This window comes from Pradoshia sp. Z4_20, assembly GCF_058216035.1.
Genome location: NZ_JBZAJD010000002.1, coordinates 745,005 through 764,363 on the forward strand (window position 1 = coordinate 745,005; position 19,359 = coordinate 764,363).

Annotated in this window: 22 protein-coding genes and 1 other annotated feature; of the genes, 5 read left to right on the forward strand and 17 right to left on the reverse strand. The window is 38.1% G+C overall.

Annotation, left to right across the window (positions count from 1 at the left end; all coding sequences use genetic code 11):
• Positions 1-121: 121 nt before the first annotated feature.
• Positions 122-1,777, reverse strand: coding sequence for a peptide ABC transporter substrate-binding protein (locus tag AC4BHP_RS09600; protein ID WP_066101466.1), 1,656 nt, complete (start codon positions 1,775-1,777; stop codon positions 122-124).
• Positions 1,778-2,136: 359 nt separating this feature from the next.
• Between AC4BHP_RS09600 and AC4BHP_RS09605 the strand changes: the two genes are divergently transcribed.
• On the forward strand, positions 2,137-2,517 hold the full coding sequence (locus AC4BHP_RS09605; RefSeq protein WP_490551932.1) for a DUF3899 domain-containing protein: 381 nt from the start codon (positions 2,137-2,139) through the stop codon (positions 2,515-2,517).
• 47 nt (positions 2,518-2,564) lie between these two features.
• Positions 2,565-2,803 (forward strand) — a binding site (T-box leader).
• Between the two features lie 46 nt (positions 2,804-2,849).
• Positions 2,850-3,839 carry a tryptophan--tRNA ligase gene (gene trpS / locus AC4BHP_RS09610; protein ID WP_066101468.1) on the forward strand — a complete coding sequence of 330 codons (990 nt, stop codon included), beginning with the start codon at positions 2,850-2,852 and terminating at the stop codon, positions 3,837-3,839.
• 778 nt (positions 3,840-4,617) lie between these two features.
• Here the strand turns inward: trpS and AC4BHP_RS09615 are convergent.
• From AC4BHP_RS09615 to AC4BHP_RS09630, 4 genes are all read right to left on the reverse strand, one after another.
• On the reverse strand, positions 4,618-5,379 hold the full coding sequence (locus tag AC4BHP_RS09615; protein ID WP_066101471.1) for a YjbA family protein: 762 nt from the start codon (positions 5,377-5,379) through the stop codon (positions 4,618-4,620).
• Between the two features lie 105 nt (positions 5,380-5,484).
• On the reverse strand, positions 5,485-6,255 hold the full coding sequence (locus AC4BHP_RS09620) for a DUF2268 domain-containing putative Zn-dependent protease (protein WP_066101474.1): 771 nt from the start codon (positions 6,253-6,255) through the stop codon (positions 5,485-5,487).
• Between the two features lie 121 nt (positions 6,256-6,376).
• Entirely contained in the window at positions 6,377-7,618 is a 1,242-nt protein-coding gene (gene fabF / locus AC4BHP_RS09625) for a beta-ketoacyl-ACP synthase II (RefSeq protein ID WP_139891431.1), read from the reverse strand.
• A 33-nt stretch (positions 7,619-7,651) separates the two neighbouring features.
• On the reverse strand, positions 7,652-8,587 hold the full coding sequence (locus tag AC4BHP_RS09630; RefSeq protein WP_066101479.1) for a beta-ketoacyl-ACP synthase III: 936 nt from the start codon (positions 8,585-8,587) through the stop codon (positions 7,652-7,654).
• A 185-nt stretch (positions 8,588-8,772) separates the two neighbouring features.
• Between AC4BHP_RS09630 and AC4BHP_RS09635 the strand changes: the two genes are divergently transcribed.
• On the forward strand, positions 8,773-9,018 hold the full coding sequence (locus tag AC4BHP_RS09635; protein WP_139063793.1) for a hypothetical protein: 246 nt from the start codon (positions 8,773-8,775) through the stop codon (positions 9,016-9,018).
• Positions 9,019-9,025: 7 nt separating this feature from the next.
• Here AC4BHP_RS09635 and AC4BHP_RS09640 read toward each other — a convergent pair whose 3' ends face one another.
• The 3 genes from AC4BHP_RS09640 to AC4BHP_RS09650 all read right to left on the reverse strand — a co-directional run bounded on the left by AC4BHP_RS09640 (position 9,026) and on the right by AC4BHP_RS09650 (position 10,825).
• Positions 9,026-9,214 (reverse strand): ComZ family protein, encoded by a 189-nt coding sequence (locus AC4BHP_RS09640; protein WP_066101485.1) that lies wholly within the window; start codon positions 9,212-9,214, stop codon positions 9,026-9,028.
• 76 nt (positions 9,215-9,290) lie between these two features.
• Entirely contained in the window at positions 9,291-10,043 is a 753-nt protein-coding gene (locus AC4BHP_RS09645; protein ID WP_066101488.1) for a Rossmann-fold NAD(P)-binding domain-containing protein, read from the reverse strand.
• A gap of 59 nt (positions 10,044-10,102) precedes the next feature.
• Complete coding sequence (locus tag AC4BHP_RS09650) at positions 10,103-10,825, reverse strand: alpha/beta fold hydrolase (RefSeq protein ID WP_139891433.1); 723 nt, start codon at positions 10,823-10,825, stop codon at positions 10,103-10,105.
• A 264-nt stretch (positions 10,826-11,089) separates the two neighbouring features.
• Here AC4BHP_RS09650 and AC4BHP_RS09655 point away from each other — a divergent pair, with 264 nt between their 5' ends.
• On the forward strand, positions 11,090-11,281 hold the full coding sequence (locus AC4BHP_RS09655) for a YjzD family protein (RefSeq protein WP_066101490.1): 192 nt from the start codon (positions 11,090-11,092) through the stop codon (positions 11,279-11,281).
• A gap of 25 nt (positions 11,282-11,306) precedes the next feature.
• Here AC4BHP_RS09655 and AC4BHP_RS09660 read toward each other — a convergent pair whose 3' ends face one another.
• The 7 genes from AC4BHP_RS09660 to AC4BHP_RS09690 form a co-directional block, all read right to left on the reverse strand.
• A complete protein-coding gene (locus AC4BHP_RS09660; protein ID WP_066101493.1) occupies positions 11,307-11,492 on the reverse strand; it encodes a YjzC family protein in 186 nt (61 codons plus the stop codon).
• A 46-nt stretch (positions 11,493-11,538) separates the two neighbouring features.
• Positions 11,539-12,501: an ornithine carbamoyltransferase gene (gene argF / locus AC4BHP_RS09665; RefSeq protein ID WP_490551933.1), complete on the reverse strand. Its 963-nt coding sequence runs from the start codon at positions 12,499-12,501 to the stop codon at positions 11,539-11,541.
• A 57-nt stretch (positions 12,502-12,558) separates the two neighbouring features.
• Entirely contained in the window at positions 12,559-13,722 is a 1,164-nt protein-coding gene (gene argD, locus AC4BHP_RS09670) for an acetylornithine transaminase (protein WP_490551934.1), read from the reverse strand.
• Positions 13,722-14,492, reverse strand: a complete 771-nt coding sequence (gene argB / locus AC4BHP_RS09675; RefSeq protein WP_139891437.1) for an acetylglutamate kinase — start codon at positions 14,490-14,492, stop codon at positions 13,722-13,724. Before argB ends, argD begins: the two co-directional genes overlap by 1 nt.
• A 14-nt stretch (positions 14,493-14,506) precedes the next feature.
• Positions 14,507-15,733 carry a bifunctional ornithine acetyltransferase/N-acetylglutamate synthase gene (gene argJ, locus AC4BHP_RS09680; protein ID WP_066101503.1) on the reverse strand — a complete coding sequence of 409 codons (1,227 nt, stop codon included), beginning with the start codon at positions 15,731-15,733 and terminating at the stop codon, positions 14,507-14,509.
• Between the two features lie 25 nt (positions 15,734-15,758).
• Positions 15,759-16,796: an N-acetyl-gamma-glutamyl-phosphate reductase gene (gene argC, locus AC4BHP_RS09685; RefSeq protein ID WP_066101507.1), complete on the reverse strand. Its 1,038-nt coding sequence runs from the start codon at positions 16,794-16,796 to the stop codon at positions 15,759-15,761.
• A gap of 535 nt (positions 16,797-17,331) precedes the next feature.
• Positions 17,332-17,538, reverse strand: coding sequence for a twin-arginine translocase TatA/TatE family subunit (locus AC4BHP_RS09690; protein WP_066101510.1), 207 nt, complete (start codon positions 17,536-17,538; stop codon positions 17,332-17,334).
• A gap of 238 nt (positions 17,539-17,776) precedes the next feature.
• Here AC4BHP_RS09690 and AC4BHP_RS09695 point away from each other — a divergent pair, with 238 nt between their 5' ends.
• On the forward strand, positions 17,777-18,427 hold the full coding sequence (locus tag AC4BHP_RS09695) for an MOSC domain-containing protein (RefSeq protein ID WP_257468969.1): 651 nt from the start codon (positions 17,777-17,779) through the stop codon (positions 18,425-18,427).
• A 118-nt stretch (positions 18,428-18,545) separates the two neighbouring features.
• Here the strand turns inward: AC4BHP_RS09695 and AC4BHP_RS09700 are convergent, their stop codons facing one another.
• Complete coding sequence (locus AC4BHP_RS09700) at positions 18,546-19,016, reverse strand: GNAT family N-acetyltransferase (RefSeq protein WP_254654683.1); 471 nt, start codon at positions 19,014-19,016, stop codon at positions 18,546-18,548.
• Positions 19,017-19,199: 183 nt separating this feature from the next.
• Complete coding sequence (locus tag AC4BHP_RS09705) at positions 19,200-19,334, reverse strand: hypothetical protein (RefSeq protein ID WP_257468970.1); 135 nt, start codon at positions 19,332-19,334, stop codon at positions 19,200-19,202.
• Between the last annotated feature and the right edge of the window lie 25 nt (positions 19,335-19,359).

Genomic DNA, 19,359 nt, shown 5'->3' on the forward strand with positions numbered 1-19,359 from the left:
AGCCCCCCTTTTTCAGTTTTTGGCAATTGTTTTTCTATTCTGAATTTTCTCCTATAACTAGGGAAAAGGAGAGCACATGGCCATTTCAGGCATGCACTCTCCCATTCAGGCACACGAGCTATTATTCCTCGATTGATACCCACTTGTAACTGTAATCTCCGCCAAAGGCGTGGTTGTATAGATTTTTAACTTTATCCTTCGATAGGAATGAAAGTCCGCGTTGATAAAGTGGGCTGATGGCCGCATCTTCTTCAATTAGGATTTTTTCTGCTTTTTGAAGAGCTTCCCAACGTGCTGGCAAATCACTTAATAATGTAGATCCAGCTTCTTCGACCAATTTGTCATACTCAGGATTTGAGTATCCCATTTGGTTATGAGCTCCATCAGTTACGAACATATCGATGAAAGTCATAGGATCTTGATAATCTGGACCCCAACCAGCATAAGAGAAGTCATAATCACCTTTAGATTCTAATTCAAGTTTTTGCTTGAATGGTTGTTGCTTAAGGCCAACTGTAAGTCCTGGAAGAGTAGTTTCAAGCTGTTCTTTGATATACTCACCAGTTTTCTTAGCAGAGTCACCATCATAATTCAGCAATTCGAGCTCAACTTTGGATTCGCCGATTTCTTTCAAGCCTTGTTCCCAAAGCTTTTTAGCTTCATCTTTATTTGTAACGTTCATATCTCCGTTAGCTTCACGGAAATCTTTTCCGTCCGGACCTTTAACAAAATCACTTGGTACCAAGTAGTATGCAGGTACAGATCCATTATTTAAGATTGTTTTTACAAAAGCATCTTTGTCATAAGCCATATCAATTGCTTTACGGATATTAACATTTGCTAATGCTTTGTTCTTTTGGTTATAACGAAGGAAGTATACAGAAGTATCTTTTTCCGTACCGAATTCTTCGCTATCTTTGTAGTTATCAACGTTTTCAGCAGTCAATCCTACACGATCAATTTTACCTGTTTCATATAAGTTTACGGCTGTGTTAGTATCTTTTACGATTTTAAAATTGATTGTTTCGAGCTTTACAGTATCTTTATCCCAGTATTGATCATTTTTAGAAAGTGTGAAACTTTCTTCATGTTTCCACTCAGACATCGTGAATGGTCCATTATAAAGTGTTGTATCTGCTTCAAGACCAAATTTTTCGCCTTGTTCTTCAACAAATTTTTGATTTTGTGGCATGAATGTTCCGAAAGAAAGTAGAGATTGGAAATAAGGGATAGCATTTGTTAGTTTAATTTCAAGAGTGTAATCATCAAGCGCTTTAGCACCTAACTCTTCCACTTTCTTTTTACCAGTGTTGATTTCTTCAGCATTTTCAATTACATACATCATGTATGCATATTCAGCAGCAGTATCAGGATTTACAGCTTTTTGCCAAGCATAAATGAAATCGTGAGCTGTTACAGGATCACCATTTGACCATTTAGCATCTTGGCGCAGTTTGATAGTGAAAGTTTTTCCATCTTCACTTACTGTTGGATCTCCCTCAGCAACACCTGCAACAACTTTATCTCCCTCACCTAAACGGTAAAGACCTTCCATCGTATTGTTCATAACGTTGAAAGAAACCGAGTCAGTAGCCATTACAGTGTCCATAGACGGAATTTCAGAAGTTTCCACTAAGTTAAGTACTTGTTCAACGTCTTTCTTGCCTTCACCTTTATCATTGCTACCTGTCTCTTCGTCTCCGCCGGAACAAGCTGCAAGGAAAGTGCTCAAAGCAAGAATCATTACAAGAAATAATGAGATTTTTTTTGCTTTCATACTAGTAAATGACCTCCCTATTTTTTACTCTTCTAATTTTCAGAAGATTTCGTAACCAATCATAAAACGTTTCAGAATTTTTTGCAATCATTTTTTTACATTTTGTTTACGAACATATGTCATTTCGAATACAAGAATTAACAACAAACCTTGATACACCAATGTCTGGGTAAAATATCCTATAAAAACAAAAAAATTATATTTTTCAGATAATTCCAACCAGAAAAGCATATTTAATTAAAATGAAACGTTATGAATATAATAAAATTTTATAAATAAACTTGCAACTTTTAATTTTTAAATTATTGGTATAAAATTTAAATACACTTTATAAAACAACTTATATTCGGAGGAAACCCATGAAGTCTTCACAAAAAAAATTTCTTTTATTAAACGGTATCAGCCTTCTAATTTCAATTATCTATTCAATTAATATAAAAACTCCCTTTCTGCTTTCATTGATTGATAGCTATTTTATGATAGGCCTCTTTTATGTTTGTGCCGGCGCTCTCCTATATGTAATAGGAGGAGGTTTCTTTTCTTTCTTTTCCTACTCGTTTAAAAAATTCTGGAAAATCAATTCAAAAAAAGAAGAATATATATCTGAACTAGAAGGCGATTCTAAAGATAAAGGCCCGAATATGGAGGTACTTACCTTTTCCTGGACTAGCCCTTTACTTTATGCAGGTATCTTTTCATGTGTCATTACCTTTATTTGCTCAATTATTTTCTTTGGATAGTTGCTTTTCTAATCAGGTTTAAGTAGAATATCATTACTTAATATTTATTATAGGCTATGACAAAGAGTAGTAAGGTAGTACAAGGTTTTCAGAGAGTTTGTGGTTGCTGCGAACAAACAGCCCGTATACCTGAATGGACTTTTAAGCCTCCTGTAGGAAAAATGACAGTATGACAGGACGTTTGCCCGCGTTACTGGGCAAGAATATCTTTTTGGATATTCCTGAGTGGTTTATGTATAGAACGTAAACAATTAGGGTGGTACCGCGAATCCCATTCGTCCCTTTTAATAGTGGAGACGAATGGGATTTTTTATATTGAAAGGAGAATGAAAATGAGTATTATTTTTTCTGGCATTCAGCCAACCGGTCTGGTGACCCTTGGTAATTATATAGGAGCATTACGGCAGTTCGTAGAATTGCAAAATGATTCCCATTGTTACTTTTGCATAGTTGATCACCATGCGATTACGGTTCCGCAGGATCGCCTCGAACTAAGAAAGAACATTCGAAATCTTGCAGCCCTTTATCTGGCTGTTGGGATTGATCCTGAGAAAGCGACAATTTTTATCCAATCTGAGGTTCCCGCTCATACAGAAGCCGGATGGATTATGCAATGTAATACTTCTATTGGTGAACTTGAGCGAATGACTCAATATAAAGATAAATCTAAATCACAGGTATCTGTTTCAGCCGGTCTTCTGACTTATCCTCCATTGATGGCTGCTGATATCCTTTTATATCAAACCAACATTGTTCCAGTAGGCGATGATCAAAAACAGCATGTTGAATTGACACGTGATATTGCTGAACGCTTCAATAAAAAATATGGAGATGTCTTTACAATCCCTGATATCCAACTACCTGCTTCAGGGGCGCGAATCATGGCTTTACAGGAGCCAACCAAAAAAATGAGCAAATCCGATCCAAATAAAAAATCAACTATTTCTTTATTAGATGATCTAAAGCAGGTTGAGAAGAAAATCAAGAGTGCGGTTACGGATTCAGAAGGAATCGTGAAATTCGACAAGGAAAATAAACCAGGTATTTCAAACCTTCTATCCATTCACTCTGCACTAAGCGGTGAAAGCATAGAATCCATTGAAAAACGCTTTGTAGGTAAGGGATATGGAGATTTTAAAGCAGAGGTTGCCAATGTAGTGGTTGAAACACTACGACCTATTCAGGAACGTCATCAGGAATTACTGAATTCCCCTGAATTGGATGAAATCCTCGACAAAGGAGCTCTCGAGGCAAATAAAGCTGCTAATAAAACATTACGAAAAATGAAAAACGCAATTGGTTTAGGTCGTAAAAGAAGATAAAGATTGTTCTAAATTAAAGTGCTGAAGCTAGATTTGTATTGAATCTAGCTTCAGCACTTTTTTATTATATTCGACTTCAGGGCCTAGGAACTCGAGTCATAAGCAAATACTCTGCGGAGGCCAACAGCATGTTGGTCACAAAGACGTTGCCACACGATGTGGCGCTTTTAGTTTTCGTTCCTTAAGTTAGTTTCAGGTGTTTTATTCAATCTAGCTTCGGCTCCTAGCTCCTCGAGGTCATAAGTGTAGCCACTACGGGAGGAAAGAGCGCCTCCCTACGTGCCTCCTCTTATGCTTGTCGGAGCTGAACAGTCGCCTCAGCTTTTTACTTAATCTAGCTTCGGCTCCTAGGAGCTTGAGTCATAAGCAAATACTCTGCGGGAGGGAAAAGCACCTCCCTCCGAGTATTCGTCTTATGCTCTTCGCTCCTGGGCAAGGCCCTTCAGCTTTTTACTTAATCCAGCTTCAACAGCTAGAAGCTCAGGACATAAGCATGATCTCTGCAGGAGGAAAGAACACCTCCTTCCGTGATCCTGTCTTATGCTCCTCGCGGGCCTACACGATGTAGGTCATGAAGACGTTGCCACACGATGTGGCGGTTTTAGTCTTCGATCCTTAAGTTAGTTTCAGCTTTTTATTCAATCTAGCTTCAGGGCCTAGGAGCTCGAGTCATAAGTGTAGCTGCTGCAGGAGAGAAAAGCACTCTCCCTCCGCACCTCCTCTTATGCTTGTCGCTCCTGGGCAAGGCCCTTCAGCTTTATATATAAAAAACCATCCATTACAGCATGGATGGTCGATCTCCTACTTCTATTTCCCAGAGCTTTTCGAAAAATGGTTGGCCTTTTATTAAACGTTCACATAACATGGCGTGTTTTTCTGACCAGCCTATCTTCATTTCCGAGTATAGCTTGTGCCATATTTCATCAAAATCCATTTTTAAAACTGTTGAATATTGTTCAGGCGCCCATTCTGTATACCAATAACGAATTTCAGCTGTATTGCTTGAACTTTTTAATTGATCAAGTACCATGAACAATAATTGCTTTAATTGACGTTCCTTGCGTGTTAACCCCAGCATAAAATCAGGAGATGGGGAAAGGATATGATACTCTTTCTTCTGATAATCTGTAATCATTGACTGATAGTCATACTGATGCGCATCCACATTACGTACCATATCATAAGCCAATTGCTCCTGCCTTGGAATTAATCTACTCTTTCGGATTGGTATGGTGTATCCTATCGTATCAATAGCAATGATGCCTGTCCCATCTGTAGCAACAAAACAATAATCCATCGGAAGTCTTTCATGATTCTTCCGAATATACGCCTTCTTATAAACATCCTGTAGAAGACTTGAAGGCAATTCCAATAAATCATTTTCAATGTAGTGAAAAAGAACCGGCTCCAACTTCAAAAGCGGAACCTGGTCAAGTAACTCAACCGTATCCTCTTTCCTCCACTCGTGAAAGCTGCAAATGTTATAACTGTTTTCTTCACCTTCAAACCAATTTACCCAAACATCATGGAGATACAACATTCCCGAATATCCCTCACTTCTATCCTATTTGTCAATCATTATAGGCAAGTTTCCTGTAAAATATTCCTTGTATGAGTGGCAAATTGATTTTCTTTGCATAGTAAATTATCCATTGATTATTTTATCAGTAGAAAGACCAATCATATCCCTAGTCTTCATGGAATGAAGATCTGCATAATCCTTTACAAGTTTGTAACCTGCCGCATATCCGGCCATTTTTGGCATTGTACCATGCCCAAATAACAACTTATCATGAAGGGGATCAGATCGCTTCATATCAAAGTTCGGTTTGAATTTTTCTGTAATCAGTTCTTCGATTTCCTTCGTTTGATAATTGGTTATCCAAGGCGCCAAATACGATTCACCGCAATATTCTGATACCGCAAATTCTGCAAGACCCTCCATAATAATAGAGTCTGCCAATCTATGCTTAACCTGCCCCCCCAGGGATTCCAATCTCGTTGTATGATGATATTCATGGACAAATAGAGCTTCCAGTTCTTTATCCTTCACCTTCTCCGATATAAATAAAAACAATTTATCAATGAAAGCAATCCCTGATTTATGTTTATTGGGAGAGCGAAATAAGCTGAACACTTCACTTGCCATCGGAAATAGGAAAATAGGAATATCCGGACCATCCCATGCTTTTTTATATTTTTTATGATAAAGTGCGATTCTATGCCACACCTTCCGTTCCTTCATATTTTGATATGTCTTGTTTGTTTTTAGGTTGGGCTGGTATAGGCCAATTCTATTTAAAACTTCAATTAGAACATGTTCTCGCATATTTACTGTGTCTAAAATATTCTCTTCTATTTTTAACCGATCATTAAAGGACTCCTCCAACCATTTATCCGTTCTGATAACTCCCATCCCATTCACCTATCCTGTTTATATTTGAATAGAGCATTATATGAAAGGATATATTTTATGGGAATCAAAATAGCCTCCCTTTTTGGTAGATGATCCAAAAAGAGAGGCCGCTTGAAGTTTTCTATCCGTTATATTTTTTAAAAACGATTGTGGCATTGTGGCCGCCAAATCCAAGTGAATTACTCATCGCACAGTCAACTTGGCGTTTTCTTGCTTCACCCGGGACATAATCAAGATCACACACGGGATCCGGTGTTTCAAGATTAATAGTCGGTGGAATGATACCATTCTTGATTGCCAAAACCGTATAGACTGCTTCAACGCCACCTGCTGCTCCCAATAAATGACCGGTCATCGATTTTGTTGAACTTACTGCCAGTTTATAAGCGTGATCACCAAAGACTGTTTTAATGGCCATCGTTTCATAGGAATCATTGTATTCTGTGCTTGTTCCATGAGCATTAATATAATCAATCTGTTCCGGATCAAGACCTGCATCATCAATAGCCATTTTCATCGCTCTTGCGCCACCTTCTCCTTCAGGGGCTGGAGCGGTTATATGATGGGCATCCCCTGTTGATCCATATCCGACAATTTCAGCATATATCGGCGCATTTCTCGCAATTGCATGTGATAATTCCTCAAGTACGAGAATGCCTGAACCTTCTCCAATAACAAATCCATCTCGATTTTTATCAAATGGACGGCTTGATGTTTTAGGATCTGGGTTAGAGGATAAAGCAGTATTCGCACAGAAACCAGCTACAGACATTTTCGTGATAGGGGCTTCCGCACCTCCTGTAATCATCACATCCGCATCACCGCGCTGGATAACTTTAAACGCATCTCCGATTGAATTCGTTCCTGTAGCACATGCTGTCACCGTACAGGAATTTACCCCTTTAGCTCCGAGAAGTATGGATACTTGTCCTGCAGCCATGTCCGGAATAAGCATCGGCACAAAAAATGGACTGACCCTACGATAGCCTCTTTTTTGAAATGTTTCATATTGCTGTTCGAATGTCTCCATGCCGCCAATTCCGGAACCAATCCATACACCAACACGATTTGCGTTCTCAGGAGTAATCTCCAATTTAGCATCCTCAACTGCCATTTTTGATGCTGCAATCGCATAATGGGTGAACCGGTCCATTTTTCTAGCTTCTTTCCGATCAATAATATCTGTTATCTCAAAGTTTTTTACTTCCCCCGCTGTCTTAGCAGGGTACTCATCCGCATTAACTCTGGTTAATGGCCCGATTCCTGAAACTCCGGCCACTAAGTTTTCCCAGTTCTCCCGGATAGTATTGCCTAAAGGTGATATGGTCCCCATACCTGTCACAACTACACGTTTACTCTCCATTACAATCTCTCCTTGAGTTAATCTCGGCTTTTCTTATTTGCCCCATCGCATCGCAACTGCTCCCCATGTTAAACCGGCTCCAAAACCAACTAATACGAGCAAATCACCGTCTTTTATTTTTCCTGCTTCCACTTCTTCAGCAAGCGCAATCGGAATAGTAGATGACGATGTGTTGCCATATTTATGAATCGTTTTGGACATCTTTTCAATTGGAAGCTCCAATCTTTGTCTCGCAGCTTCCATAATTCGTATATTTGCTTGATGCGGAATTAAAAAGTCTACATCCTCTTTTGTCAAACCTGCTTTATTTAAAACATTGATGGATGATTCACCCATTTGTCTAACTGCAAACTTATACACTTCCCGGCCATTCATCGTGAGATAATCTTGCTTTTTCTCTAAATGAATGCCACCAGAACCGTCCGCTCCAAGCTCGAAAGATAGAATGCCCTTTCCATCACTGACAGGACCCAATACTGCTGCTCCTGCTCCGTCTCCGAATAGTACTGCCGTATTACGGTCATTCCAATCCGTAATTTTTGAAAGCTTTTCCACACCTACTACCAAGATTGTGCGATAGCTGCCTGTCCTAATAAATTGACTTGCAGTTACAATTCCATAGGTAAATCCTGCACAGGCTGCACTAATATCCATAGCTGCTGCATTAACTGCGCCCAATCTTTCTTGAATCATACAGGAAACTGTAGGAAAGGATTGGTCCGGTGTGACAGTTGCCACTAGAATTAATTCAATTTCCTCAGCAGTCACTCCAGCATTCTCCATCGCCCTGACTGCTGCCTCGTAGGCCATATGTGAAGAATCAACGGTATCATCGGCAATTCTTCTTTCTTCTATTCCAGTGCGTGTTCGGATCCATTCATCTGACGTATCAATCTTTTTTTCCAAATCAAAGTTTGTTACCACGTTTTCAGGAAGATATTTGCCAATTCCGATTATGCCAGCATTCATCCTTACACCCCTCTTGCTATATTCATCTGATTATATTATTTGATATTATGACTTGGTACTAATTCTAAAAGAAATCAATCCTTATTGCAACAAATTTTCCGAAAAAGATGAATGAATGTCCATACAAGCCAGCAATATCAACATACATTAATTAGTAAGAATATGTGAAAAACGAGGTGAATGTCTTGAACAATGATCATAGAAACAGGTCAGACAATCAGGAGGCTTTTAATCGATTTATGTTTGGTGATCGTCATACGAAAAATCAGGCGAAGGAAGATCCTCCCCCTGAAGAACAGCAAGCATCCAATATTGATTTCACTAGACTGATGGAACAATCTGATGTTCTAATGTCCACTATCAGCGAGTTGAGTCCTTATTTCAAAAAGATTCCATCCCTTATAAGTAAATTTACAAATTTAATTAAGTGAAGGACTTTCACTCACCTTTTTTTAAACGACCATCTTTATATCCTTTTTCATAAGCCTCATCCATAACCGTAAAGAAAATGTCCATAAATGGCTGTAATTGTTGACGATCTATATCTAAGCCCGCTTCACTTAATTTCTTTTTGATTTCTGAATAGTGTTTCATGCCCATTGCCATATATTCAAGCTTCCTCTTCATGTTAACCATCGCCTTTCCAAATAATTGTAAAAACCCCTTAATCATGGTAGAAAGGGGCGATTATATAAAAAGTATTCTAATAGCTCATGAGGTTCCTAATCCTTATATGCTGCTTAACTAAATTGATCCCCACATGCGGGGATATTTTTGTTACCGCTAAATATTCCCTAATGTTCAGCTTTTGAAGGTCAGGATTTCGCTTTTCACCAGTTTCTGCGATAATCCGATAACCAAGCTCTTTTAATAAAAGGTGCCAATGTTCTTTTATATCAGATTGAACCTGGTAGATTCCATGCTCAAATTTTGATATTTCAAAAATAGCTGTAATGGCATCGCTTATATAGATAGCATCTCTTTTGTTTTCTAAATCATATAGCTCAAAAGGAAATTGAGATTGACTAAGACAATTGTAAAAGACGGTATTTTCCGGCTGCCATGGACCGTATACGGTTGGCAATATGATAGTGGTATCCACTCGATTAGGAATATCCTTGTTAACCAATCCCTCTTTATCCATACCTACATAAATAAACGTATCCTCAATTTTTTTAGGGATTTTTTCTACATATTCAAGCCATTTTTCACACTCATTATCCATATCAGTAATATAAAAAAAATAGCCATCCTTTATTTCATTAATAACCTGATCATGTTTCTTTACTTTGAAATTTGAATTTCTACCTAAAAATAATTCTTTTTCTTCCTTTTCTTTTGGATCGACCAAAACAGGTAGATCCACCCCAATAACCTCTACACCCTCTTCCATTAACCTATTGCATATCTCAAATCCAACAAAGGAATACGGAGACAGAACAATATGTTCAGGCATATAAAAACCCCCTGTCGGTTTATATAAATGTATTAAACCAACCCGAGGGTTATTCAGATTTATAAATCTTTTTCATGGTTTTTAAAAAAGGAATTGATTTGATAAGGAATAATATATCTTTTTTCCGGTGTAATATACTTAATTTCTGATGAAGGATGATTGTTAATGAATGAGCTATATTTAACCGGCAGGTTGCTTTCCAGCCTATCGAGGACGTGCACGATTAAGACCGGCATATCTTTTCCTAATGTCGTATCCGGCTTCTTCTCCATCCATTCTTTAAATGTATGATCATTCAAATGGTAGGCTTGGTACAATTCTTTTTTCATTTTCTTAAAGAAAAATTTATTTATTTCTTCTTTTTCATAGCTCTGTTTTACGGATAATATGGGATTTAGTAATACAACAGATCGTACTTTTTCTTTTAATTTATGACAAATTGTATCTAACACCAACGCGCCAGTTCCTTCCGCTATGATATGAATTCTTTCGTTTACGATTTCCTTGCGGATAAAAAATGCATACATTTCCATAGCTAAATCTGCAGCTTCAGCATTACCCCAATGCGCACCAGATAAATAAGAGCTAAAAACCGTATACCCTCTCTTCAACAGATACTCAAGCATTTGTTTTTTGCCTGGATGATCCAGCCAAAAATTAGCTTTTTCATTTATATAATGCTTATCTCCACCGAGTAACATAATGGCAAAGCCACTCGGTTGTTCCGGGTAAAAAATGGTTGTCCATTCTTTATTCAGTTGAAACGTTTTGTGATTTATCATAGCTTTCCCCTCAAATAACCTTAGTCCATGTTAATGTATGTCACTATAAATCAATTTGTCCGGGCTATTTATCTCTCTGATTGCTTAGAATAACCATTTATTTTTTAACTTGTATTCATAATCAATTGCATTTTGGGCTATGTTATGATAAAACCCAAAGTAATAAAGTACAAACCATATTTACCTAAATAATTTAAATTGTTTCCAGTGTTACGTATGGTATGATAAAATAATAACGGATTGTAGATGAACGGGGTGAGAAAATTGAAATATATTTTGACATTTATATGGACATTTGCATTAACACATATGGTGATTTATGTAACAAGCTCAATGGTTGAAGGCGGTAAATACGATTTCAATACAGCTTCCATTCTTAGTGTGGTCATTACCCTATTAATTTTAGTGGTTTCAGCTGTAATACCAAATGATCCGGTACAGGAATCCGGACATTAATTCATTTTCAAAAAAGGGCCGCTAATTAGCGGCCCTTTTTTGATACATATGTCCAATGACGATCATCATTGGTTGTCTCAGGAAAATACTCTCCTGCTTTCAGCTTAATCTTCTTTGGGTTAACGACATTGCTGCCAGTCTCCCCTATTTCGATATATTCACCATTATTTGGTGCCTTTTGTCCATGTTTAAAATGACGATTCTGTCCCAAAAAAATCCCTCCTTTTGTTCTAGAATCCCCAATTATTGTTCAACTATTAGTTAGGTTTGCCCATTAAATCAACCAAAAGTGCTTTTTGAGCATGTAAACGATTTCCCGCCTGTTTAATGACAATGGAATTAGATGAGTCAATAATGGAAGATGTCACCTCTTCACCGCGATGTGCTGGTAAGCAGTGCATAAATAAATAATCGAGTTTGGCGCCAGCAGCCAATTGCTCATTTACCTGAAATTTTTTAAAATCTTCCAGCCTTTTTTCATTTTCTTTTTCTTGGCCCATGCTGGTCCAAACATCACAATAAATAACATCAGCTTCCTTAACAGCAGCCTCTGGATTGTGGGTCAGTTCTATTTTCCCTCCATTGATTATTGCTTCAGTCATAGCTTTCTCGACCAAAAGAGGATCTGGTTCATAACCAGGAGGCGTTGCAATCGCAATTTGCATACCCGATTTAACAGCAGCCATCATCAAAGAATTGGCAACATTATTCCCATCACCGATATAAGCGAGCTTGATTCCCTGGAGAGTTCCTTTCTCTTCCTTAATAGTTAACAAGTCAGCCAATGCCTGGCATGGATGCTCAAGGTCAGTCAATCCGTTAATAACCGGCACACTGGAGCTTGTTGCCAATGTTTCCGCTCTATCATGGCCAGTAGTACGTATCATGATTGCATCCACATATTCTGATAACACTTGTGCTGTGTCTGAAATCGGTTCACCTCTGCCAAGCTGCGTGTCATTTCTACTTAAGAAAATGGCATGACCCCCTAGCTGAAGCATGCCTGCTTCGAAAGAAACCCGTGTCCTTGTTGAATTTTTTTCAAAGATCATCCCCAATATTTTCCCCTTTAATGGGGTATCCAAATATCCTTTATTTAGCCTTTCTTTTAAATCCATTGCGAGCTCCAATAATTCATTCAATTGCTGCGCCGCAATGGCTTCCATGGATAAAAAATCTTTTTGACTGATTATTCGTTTAGTTCCATACAGTAGTTTCATATCTGCCTTTCCTCTCACTTGAAATTTATAGACTATACGAACGAGGCATCAGATAACTTAGGCCTTCGTCATTGTTAGATTGGTTTTGCATACTTCCTTTAAAATGGCTAAAGCTAATAAAAGCTCATCTCGTGAAACAGTCAACGGAGGAAGCAAACGAATCACATGCGAGCCGGCTGGTAAGACAAATAATTGATGTTCAATTATTTGTTTAATATAGGGAGCTACTTCTTCCTTTAATTCAATCCCGATCATCAGACCCTCTCCCCTGATCTCTTTTATAACCGGGATATCCTCGGCTGCTATCTTCAGTTCACTAATAAACCACTCAGCTTTAGCTCTGATTTCTGCTAAAAATTGAGGATTGCTTATTTGATTCAACACCACTTTGCTTGCCGCCAATGATACTGGATTTCCGCCAAAGGTAGAACCATGAACACCTTTGCCGAATGATTCTTTCAGCTCTTTTTTGGCTACCATCGCACCTATGGGCAGACCATTAGCAAGACCCTTAGCTGTGGTCACAATATCCGGTTTGATTCCCTTATACTTTAAATAAGCATAAGGATAGCCTGTTCTCCCATTTCCCGTTTGAACTTCATCAATAATCAGCAATATATTGTTTTCATTGCATAGTTGGTTAATACTCTTTAAAAAGCCCTCATCAATAAGAATAATCCCGCCTTCACCTTGAATGATCTCTACCATAATAGCCGCCACATCTTCATCTATAGCCTTATGGACTGCATCAATATCATTAAATGGAACATAAACAAAGCCTTCCAGTAATGGGCCAAATCCATCATGGATACTACTTTGTCCAGTAGCAGCCATTGCTCCAAATGTACGACCGTGAAAAGATTGTTGGAATGTAATGATTTTCGTTTTTCCAGTTGCTCTTCTGGCCAGCTTTAGTGCCGCTTCATTTGCTTCTGCACCGCTATTGCAAAAGAAAACACCATCCAATCCGGTAAGCTCGTTCAGCTTTAATGCCACTTCTTCCTGGATGGGAAGCTGAAACAAATTGGACGTATGCCAGAACAGTTCCATTTGTGCCTCGACAGATTTTTTGACTTCATCATTTTTATGCCCGAGATTAACCACACCAATACCGGATGTAAAATCAAGATATTTCTTTCCGCCCTCTGCTTCAATCCATGAGCCATCCGCTTTTATTGGTGTGATATCCCATTTTTTGTAGACCGGTAATAGCGCAGACATCACATCACCCTCTCCTCAGCTCCAAGGAATGTACCCTGCCATTTTTCATCAGCAAAGAATCTGGATACACCGCTTGTAATTAATATTGTTGACGCACCTTGCTTTTTAGCAGATAAAGCAGCCTGCACTTTTGGAATCATCCCACCATATATCGTTCCCTGATCAATCATTTGGGTGATTTCTGATTCTGTTATATGCTCAATGGTTTTTGTACCATTCCTTATTCCATTGACATCCGTTATAAAAATGCACATTTCAGCTCTTAGGGCTGCCGCAACAGCACCAGCAGCGGAATCTGCATTTACATTAAGCTTTCGTCCTTCTTTTGACATGGAAATCGGGGTGAGTACGGGATAGACCCCATTCGATAACAGACTCTCTAAAAGATGGCTGTTTACCTTTTTAATCATTCCTACCTCACCAAGCTCTGCTTTATTAATATACTCCGCCTCTAATATGAATCCGTCCGACCCATTTATTCCGATTGTTTGAAACCCTTTTGATTGTAATTTATGCACAAGCTGCCTATTCGTCTTCCCAGCAAGGACAAGCTCTGCTATCTCAAGGACCTTGACAGATGTTTTTCTTAAACCCTTTTCAAACTGAACAGGGATCTCAAATTTAGCGAGCATATCATTTATATCTGGTCCGCCCCCATGGACGAATACAAAGGAATATCCTTTATCCTCCAGTTCCCTTAAACTATTGAAAAAATGATCGGTTAATTGATCAATAATGCTTCCCCCGCATTTGACAACAATTATCTTCATCCAAACATCTCCCCTTAAGTTCGATAGCTTGCATTAATTTTTACATAATCATACGTAAGGTCGCATCCCCATGCAGTTCCGGTGCCGAGTCCATCTGTCAATTCGATTCTGATTTGGACTTCATTGCCTAGTAAATAATCACGAGCTTTTTCCTCATCAAAAATAATGGGTGCACCAAAATGGAGAACCTCCACCGGTCCGAAAAAAATGCTTACCCGGTCCTGATTAAAAGGGATATTGCTTCTCCCCATCGCTCCGACAATCCTGCCCCAATTGGCATCGGCCCCATAAACAGCTGTTTTCACTAAATTTGATCCTATGACTGTTTTTGCAAGTGCTTGAGCCTCTTGGTCTGTTTCTGCTCCTTTTACAACCACTTCAACCAGCTTGGTGGCACCTTCACCATCACGCGCGATTTGTTTTGCCAACGATTCGGAAACCTCTTTTAATAAATATACAAAGCGATTCCACTCCGGATGCTTTTCAGAGAGCATTTGATTTTCTGCCATTCCATTTGCCATAACAACAACCATATCATTGGTTGAAGTATCTCCATCGACTGTAATTTGATTAAACGAAACATTTGTCACAGTTCTTAATGCTCTTTGCAAGGAACTCTGTTCCACATTTGCATCCGTTGTAATAAACCCAAGCATCGTTGCCATATTAGGATGAATCATGCCAGATCCCTTTGCCGCTCCTCCCATTGAAACGACAACCCCATCGATTATAGTTTGAAAAGCACAGCTCTTGGTCTTTGTATCCGTTGTCAGAATAGCCTCTTCAAAATGTTCAGCTCCCGCCTCCTGATCTGTCAAATGAATATTTTCAATTCCAGTGCATATCTTATCAATCTCTAAAAATTCACCAATCACTCCAGTAGAAGCAACCGCCACGTAGGACGGAGGTATGTGTAATTTATCCGCTACATGTGATCGCATACAATAGGCATCCTTCAATCCACGTTCTCCGGTACAAGCGTTAGCGCACGCACTATTTACTACGACTGCCTGCAGTTTTCCTTCTATTTTCAAACTTTCCTTAGTAACAAGGATTGGAGCTGCCTGGTAAGTGTTTAACGTATATACGGCTGCTGCATTCGCTGGAACAGTCGAATATAAAATAGCTAGATCATTACGCGCGTAGCGTAAGCCTGCATGGATTCCTTCTGCCTGATACCCTTTTGGTATAAGAATACCTCCTTTTACTGCCTTAATGTCCCCATTCATTAGCACCTTCATAGATTATCTCCACTCCCTTTGTTCCTTAAGGATAGACTGGATAAAAACGTAAACCTTCTGTTTCTTCAAGTCCCATCATAATATTTGCGTTGTGAATCGCTTGGCCTGCTGCTCCTTTGACGAGATTATCAATCACAGAAACGACGGTGACTCTTCCTGTCCTCTCATCCATTCTGAAACCTATATCGCAAAAATTGGAGCCATACACTTCCTTTGTCGATGAAAAGCTATTTTCACCCCTATAACGAATAAAGAATTCATTTTGGTAAGCTGTTAGAAAAGCATTATGAATATGTTCAGCTGTTACTTCAGGCTTTACCTTTGCATGCATCGTCACCATTATTCCACGTGTCATAGGAATGAGATGAGTAGTAAACATAATAGGCGCCAGCTCAGAGTCCCATTCTGATAATTGTTGCTCTATTTCAGGTATATGCTGATGTTGATGTACTTTATAGATTGATAGGTTATCATTTACATGGGCATAATGTTTCGAATCATTACTCTTTTTACCTGCTCCTGAAACACCTGATTTAGCATCAATAATAATGTCAGATGATTCAATTAATTCATTTGATAAAAGCGGAACCAATCCTAACAAAGTAGCTGTCGGGTAACAGCCAGGATTTGCGATTAAACGGCTCTCTCGGATTGCTGCCCGATTCCATTCAGATAGTCCATACACACTATTTTGTAATAAATCGTTTGATGGCGGTGATCCTTTATACCACTTTTCATATAATTCTCCGCTTTTCAACCTATGATCTCCGGATAAATCTATAATTTTCAAGCCTTTCTTATACAGTTCCGGAACAAGTTCCTTTGATACGCCACTGGGCATTGCCAAAAATACAAGTTCACTTTGTTTAGCAATTAGCCCTGGATCCACTTCACTTAAAACATGGGGAATCAGTCCAAAATGCTGTCTATTTTCATGATCAAGTCGATTACCTGCACTCGAAGATGAATATACAGCCGTTAAATGGAATGTTGGATGACTCGAAAGTAAACGTATTAATTCCATTCCACTATATCCTGTAGCCCCTACAACAGATACATTCATGTTTCCACCCCATCCATTGATTGTATATTCTGTAATATCTATCTATTATAGTATGTATATTTATAAAATCAAATGTATTTTTATTTATTTTCAGAAAAATAGTCATCTGCCTAATGTATATAGTTCAAAATATATAACTTCATCATCATTAAACTATGTCAAAGGTAGTATTATGACCTTGATTACTTTTCCATAAATTTTTCAAACAATTACCCCTTACCTTTCATTTTATAGTCTACAAATGCTGTTATTCACTGCCAGACAGGTTAAATAATGACCTAATTATTTATTCGTCGCTTTAAAAGCTATTCATTTAACAAAAAAATAAAAACTCCATTTTGAAAAAAGATTCAAAATGGAGTTTCCTTTATACATAGTTATATAAAAAGATTGTCTTTTACTACTATATCCTCATTACCGTGTACTCTATATATTGCTGCATCTTTGGGCACTACTCTAGGAAGAAACTAAAAACCACCCCTGCCTGCAAAATAAAGGGTGGTTTATCATAGTACTTTTTAATTTTTATGAAACATTAAGGATTTGGCGTTTTCTCAATATTGACCTTATTGTTCTTTTTAACTTCATCATCATCTTCTATTATATCTTTTGTAGCATTTTTAAACTCTTTTAATGTTTTCCCAAATGCCCTTCCTATTTCAGGAAGCTTTGATGGCCCAAATATCATTAATGCGAGAACTAATATAAGAATAAGCCCAGGTACTCCAATATTTGAAAACATATTATTCTCTCCCATCTCAATCTATCTCTACTAAACATTAGCATGTTCACATAGCTATCCTACCATTCTCTTCATTGAAAAACAAATAATGGAATTTCCTTATTATTAGTTTGCCAGGTATACTTTTCCCTAAGGGTATGGCACAATTTTTAATTTTGTAATAAGTTGCGTCTATGCGGAATAGACTGTCTTTATTTTTGCTATTATTAAAGAAATAAAGATGAGAGAGGGGATTAGCTTGATCAGCGGAACAATCGAGTCAATACGTGTAGGAAAACCTGCATCTCTGCATTATAAGAGTAAAGTTGTACAATCTGCTATCTATAAAGATGAAGTCCACCATCCCATACATGTTTCAAAGACCAACTTAGAAGGTGATAAACAAAGTGACCTTAATCATCACGGAGGTCCTGATAAAGCAATATGTGTATATCCCTCAGAACATTACCCTTACTGGTCAGAGAAAATCGGACAATTATTTAAAGCAGGGGATTTTGGAGAAAATTTAACTATATTTGGATTAACGGAGGATAAGGTTAGGATTGGCGACATTCTTAAGGCAGATGGCTGCCTATTTCAAGTTACCCAACCACGGGAACCCTGTTATAAAATTGCCGCTCGGCATAATATAGACCAATTACCTTTTTGGATTAGAGCAAGTGGCTATTCGGGCTATTATTTACGAGTTTTGGAGGAGGGTATCCTTACTAAAGGTTCTGTCATTGAAATTATCGATCGAGCCCCACAGAGCATTACGATTGCATATGCCAATCAAATTATGTATCATGACTCCAGCAATAGAGAGGCCATCCAAAGTATCCTTTCCGTCGATGCTTTATCAGAAAGCTGGAAAGAGAAATTTAGTAGGGTCTTAGCTTCGGCTAAATAATATACATCTTTTATGGAGACTGGCCGTCACATTCATATGCCCAGTCTCTAATTCTTCATTATTATAGATAAACTGCAAATATGAAATCACTTCCCAAAATGATATGCGCTACTACCTACTACTTATTTAATTGAAGTTTTCTTTCTAAACGAATCATGTCCCGGCATAACATACCATTTTCATAGATTGGCTCAGGATAATTCCTACTAAAATAATCATGATCGATACCCATAATTCTAAAACCAACCTTTTGATAGAGTGCAAGTTGATAGATACTGGAATTTCCAGTACCTATTTCTGCGATGCGATACCCTTTGGCAGCTGAAAACGAACAAGCATACTCAATCAGTGCCTTCGCATATCCTCTGCCCCGCCATTTTTCATCTACGGATAGATTCATAATTTCTACTCGTTCCGTTGTTTTTGGAGTTACAATAATAATTCCTGCTATATCATCATCACTAAGAAGTTCAAAGGTATAGCCTGTATCGCTATATTTTTCGATTTGCTGTCTTGAAGGATCTGCCTCCATTAACAACCGCCAGTGTTTTTCGGTAATTTCCGTACATATGCGAATATTCCCTATCACTCTTCTCTATCCCTTCTTCTATCCTTCTCTTCTGTGCATGGATTTAGGATTCATAAATACCTATATTAACTGTAAACCATCTATCTATAATCTTCCTATATTCTTGATCAATTCACCAAATCTTTTTTCTAATATGTAAAAAGGCGATTCATTGCTATATAGCTGATCGCCTTTTTACAGGAATTAAATGCTTTCCTCCTCATCATGATAAGCAATCAGAATAATATCTTGGCCTAATTGCTCGCTGAGTTTTTCCTGGTACTCATTTAATTGCCTTACCTGTTCTTCATTTAATTGGACTAGGTCATATTCACGCATGTTTGTTATGCCTCCTATCAAGAAT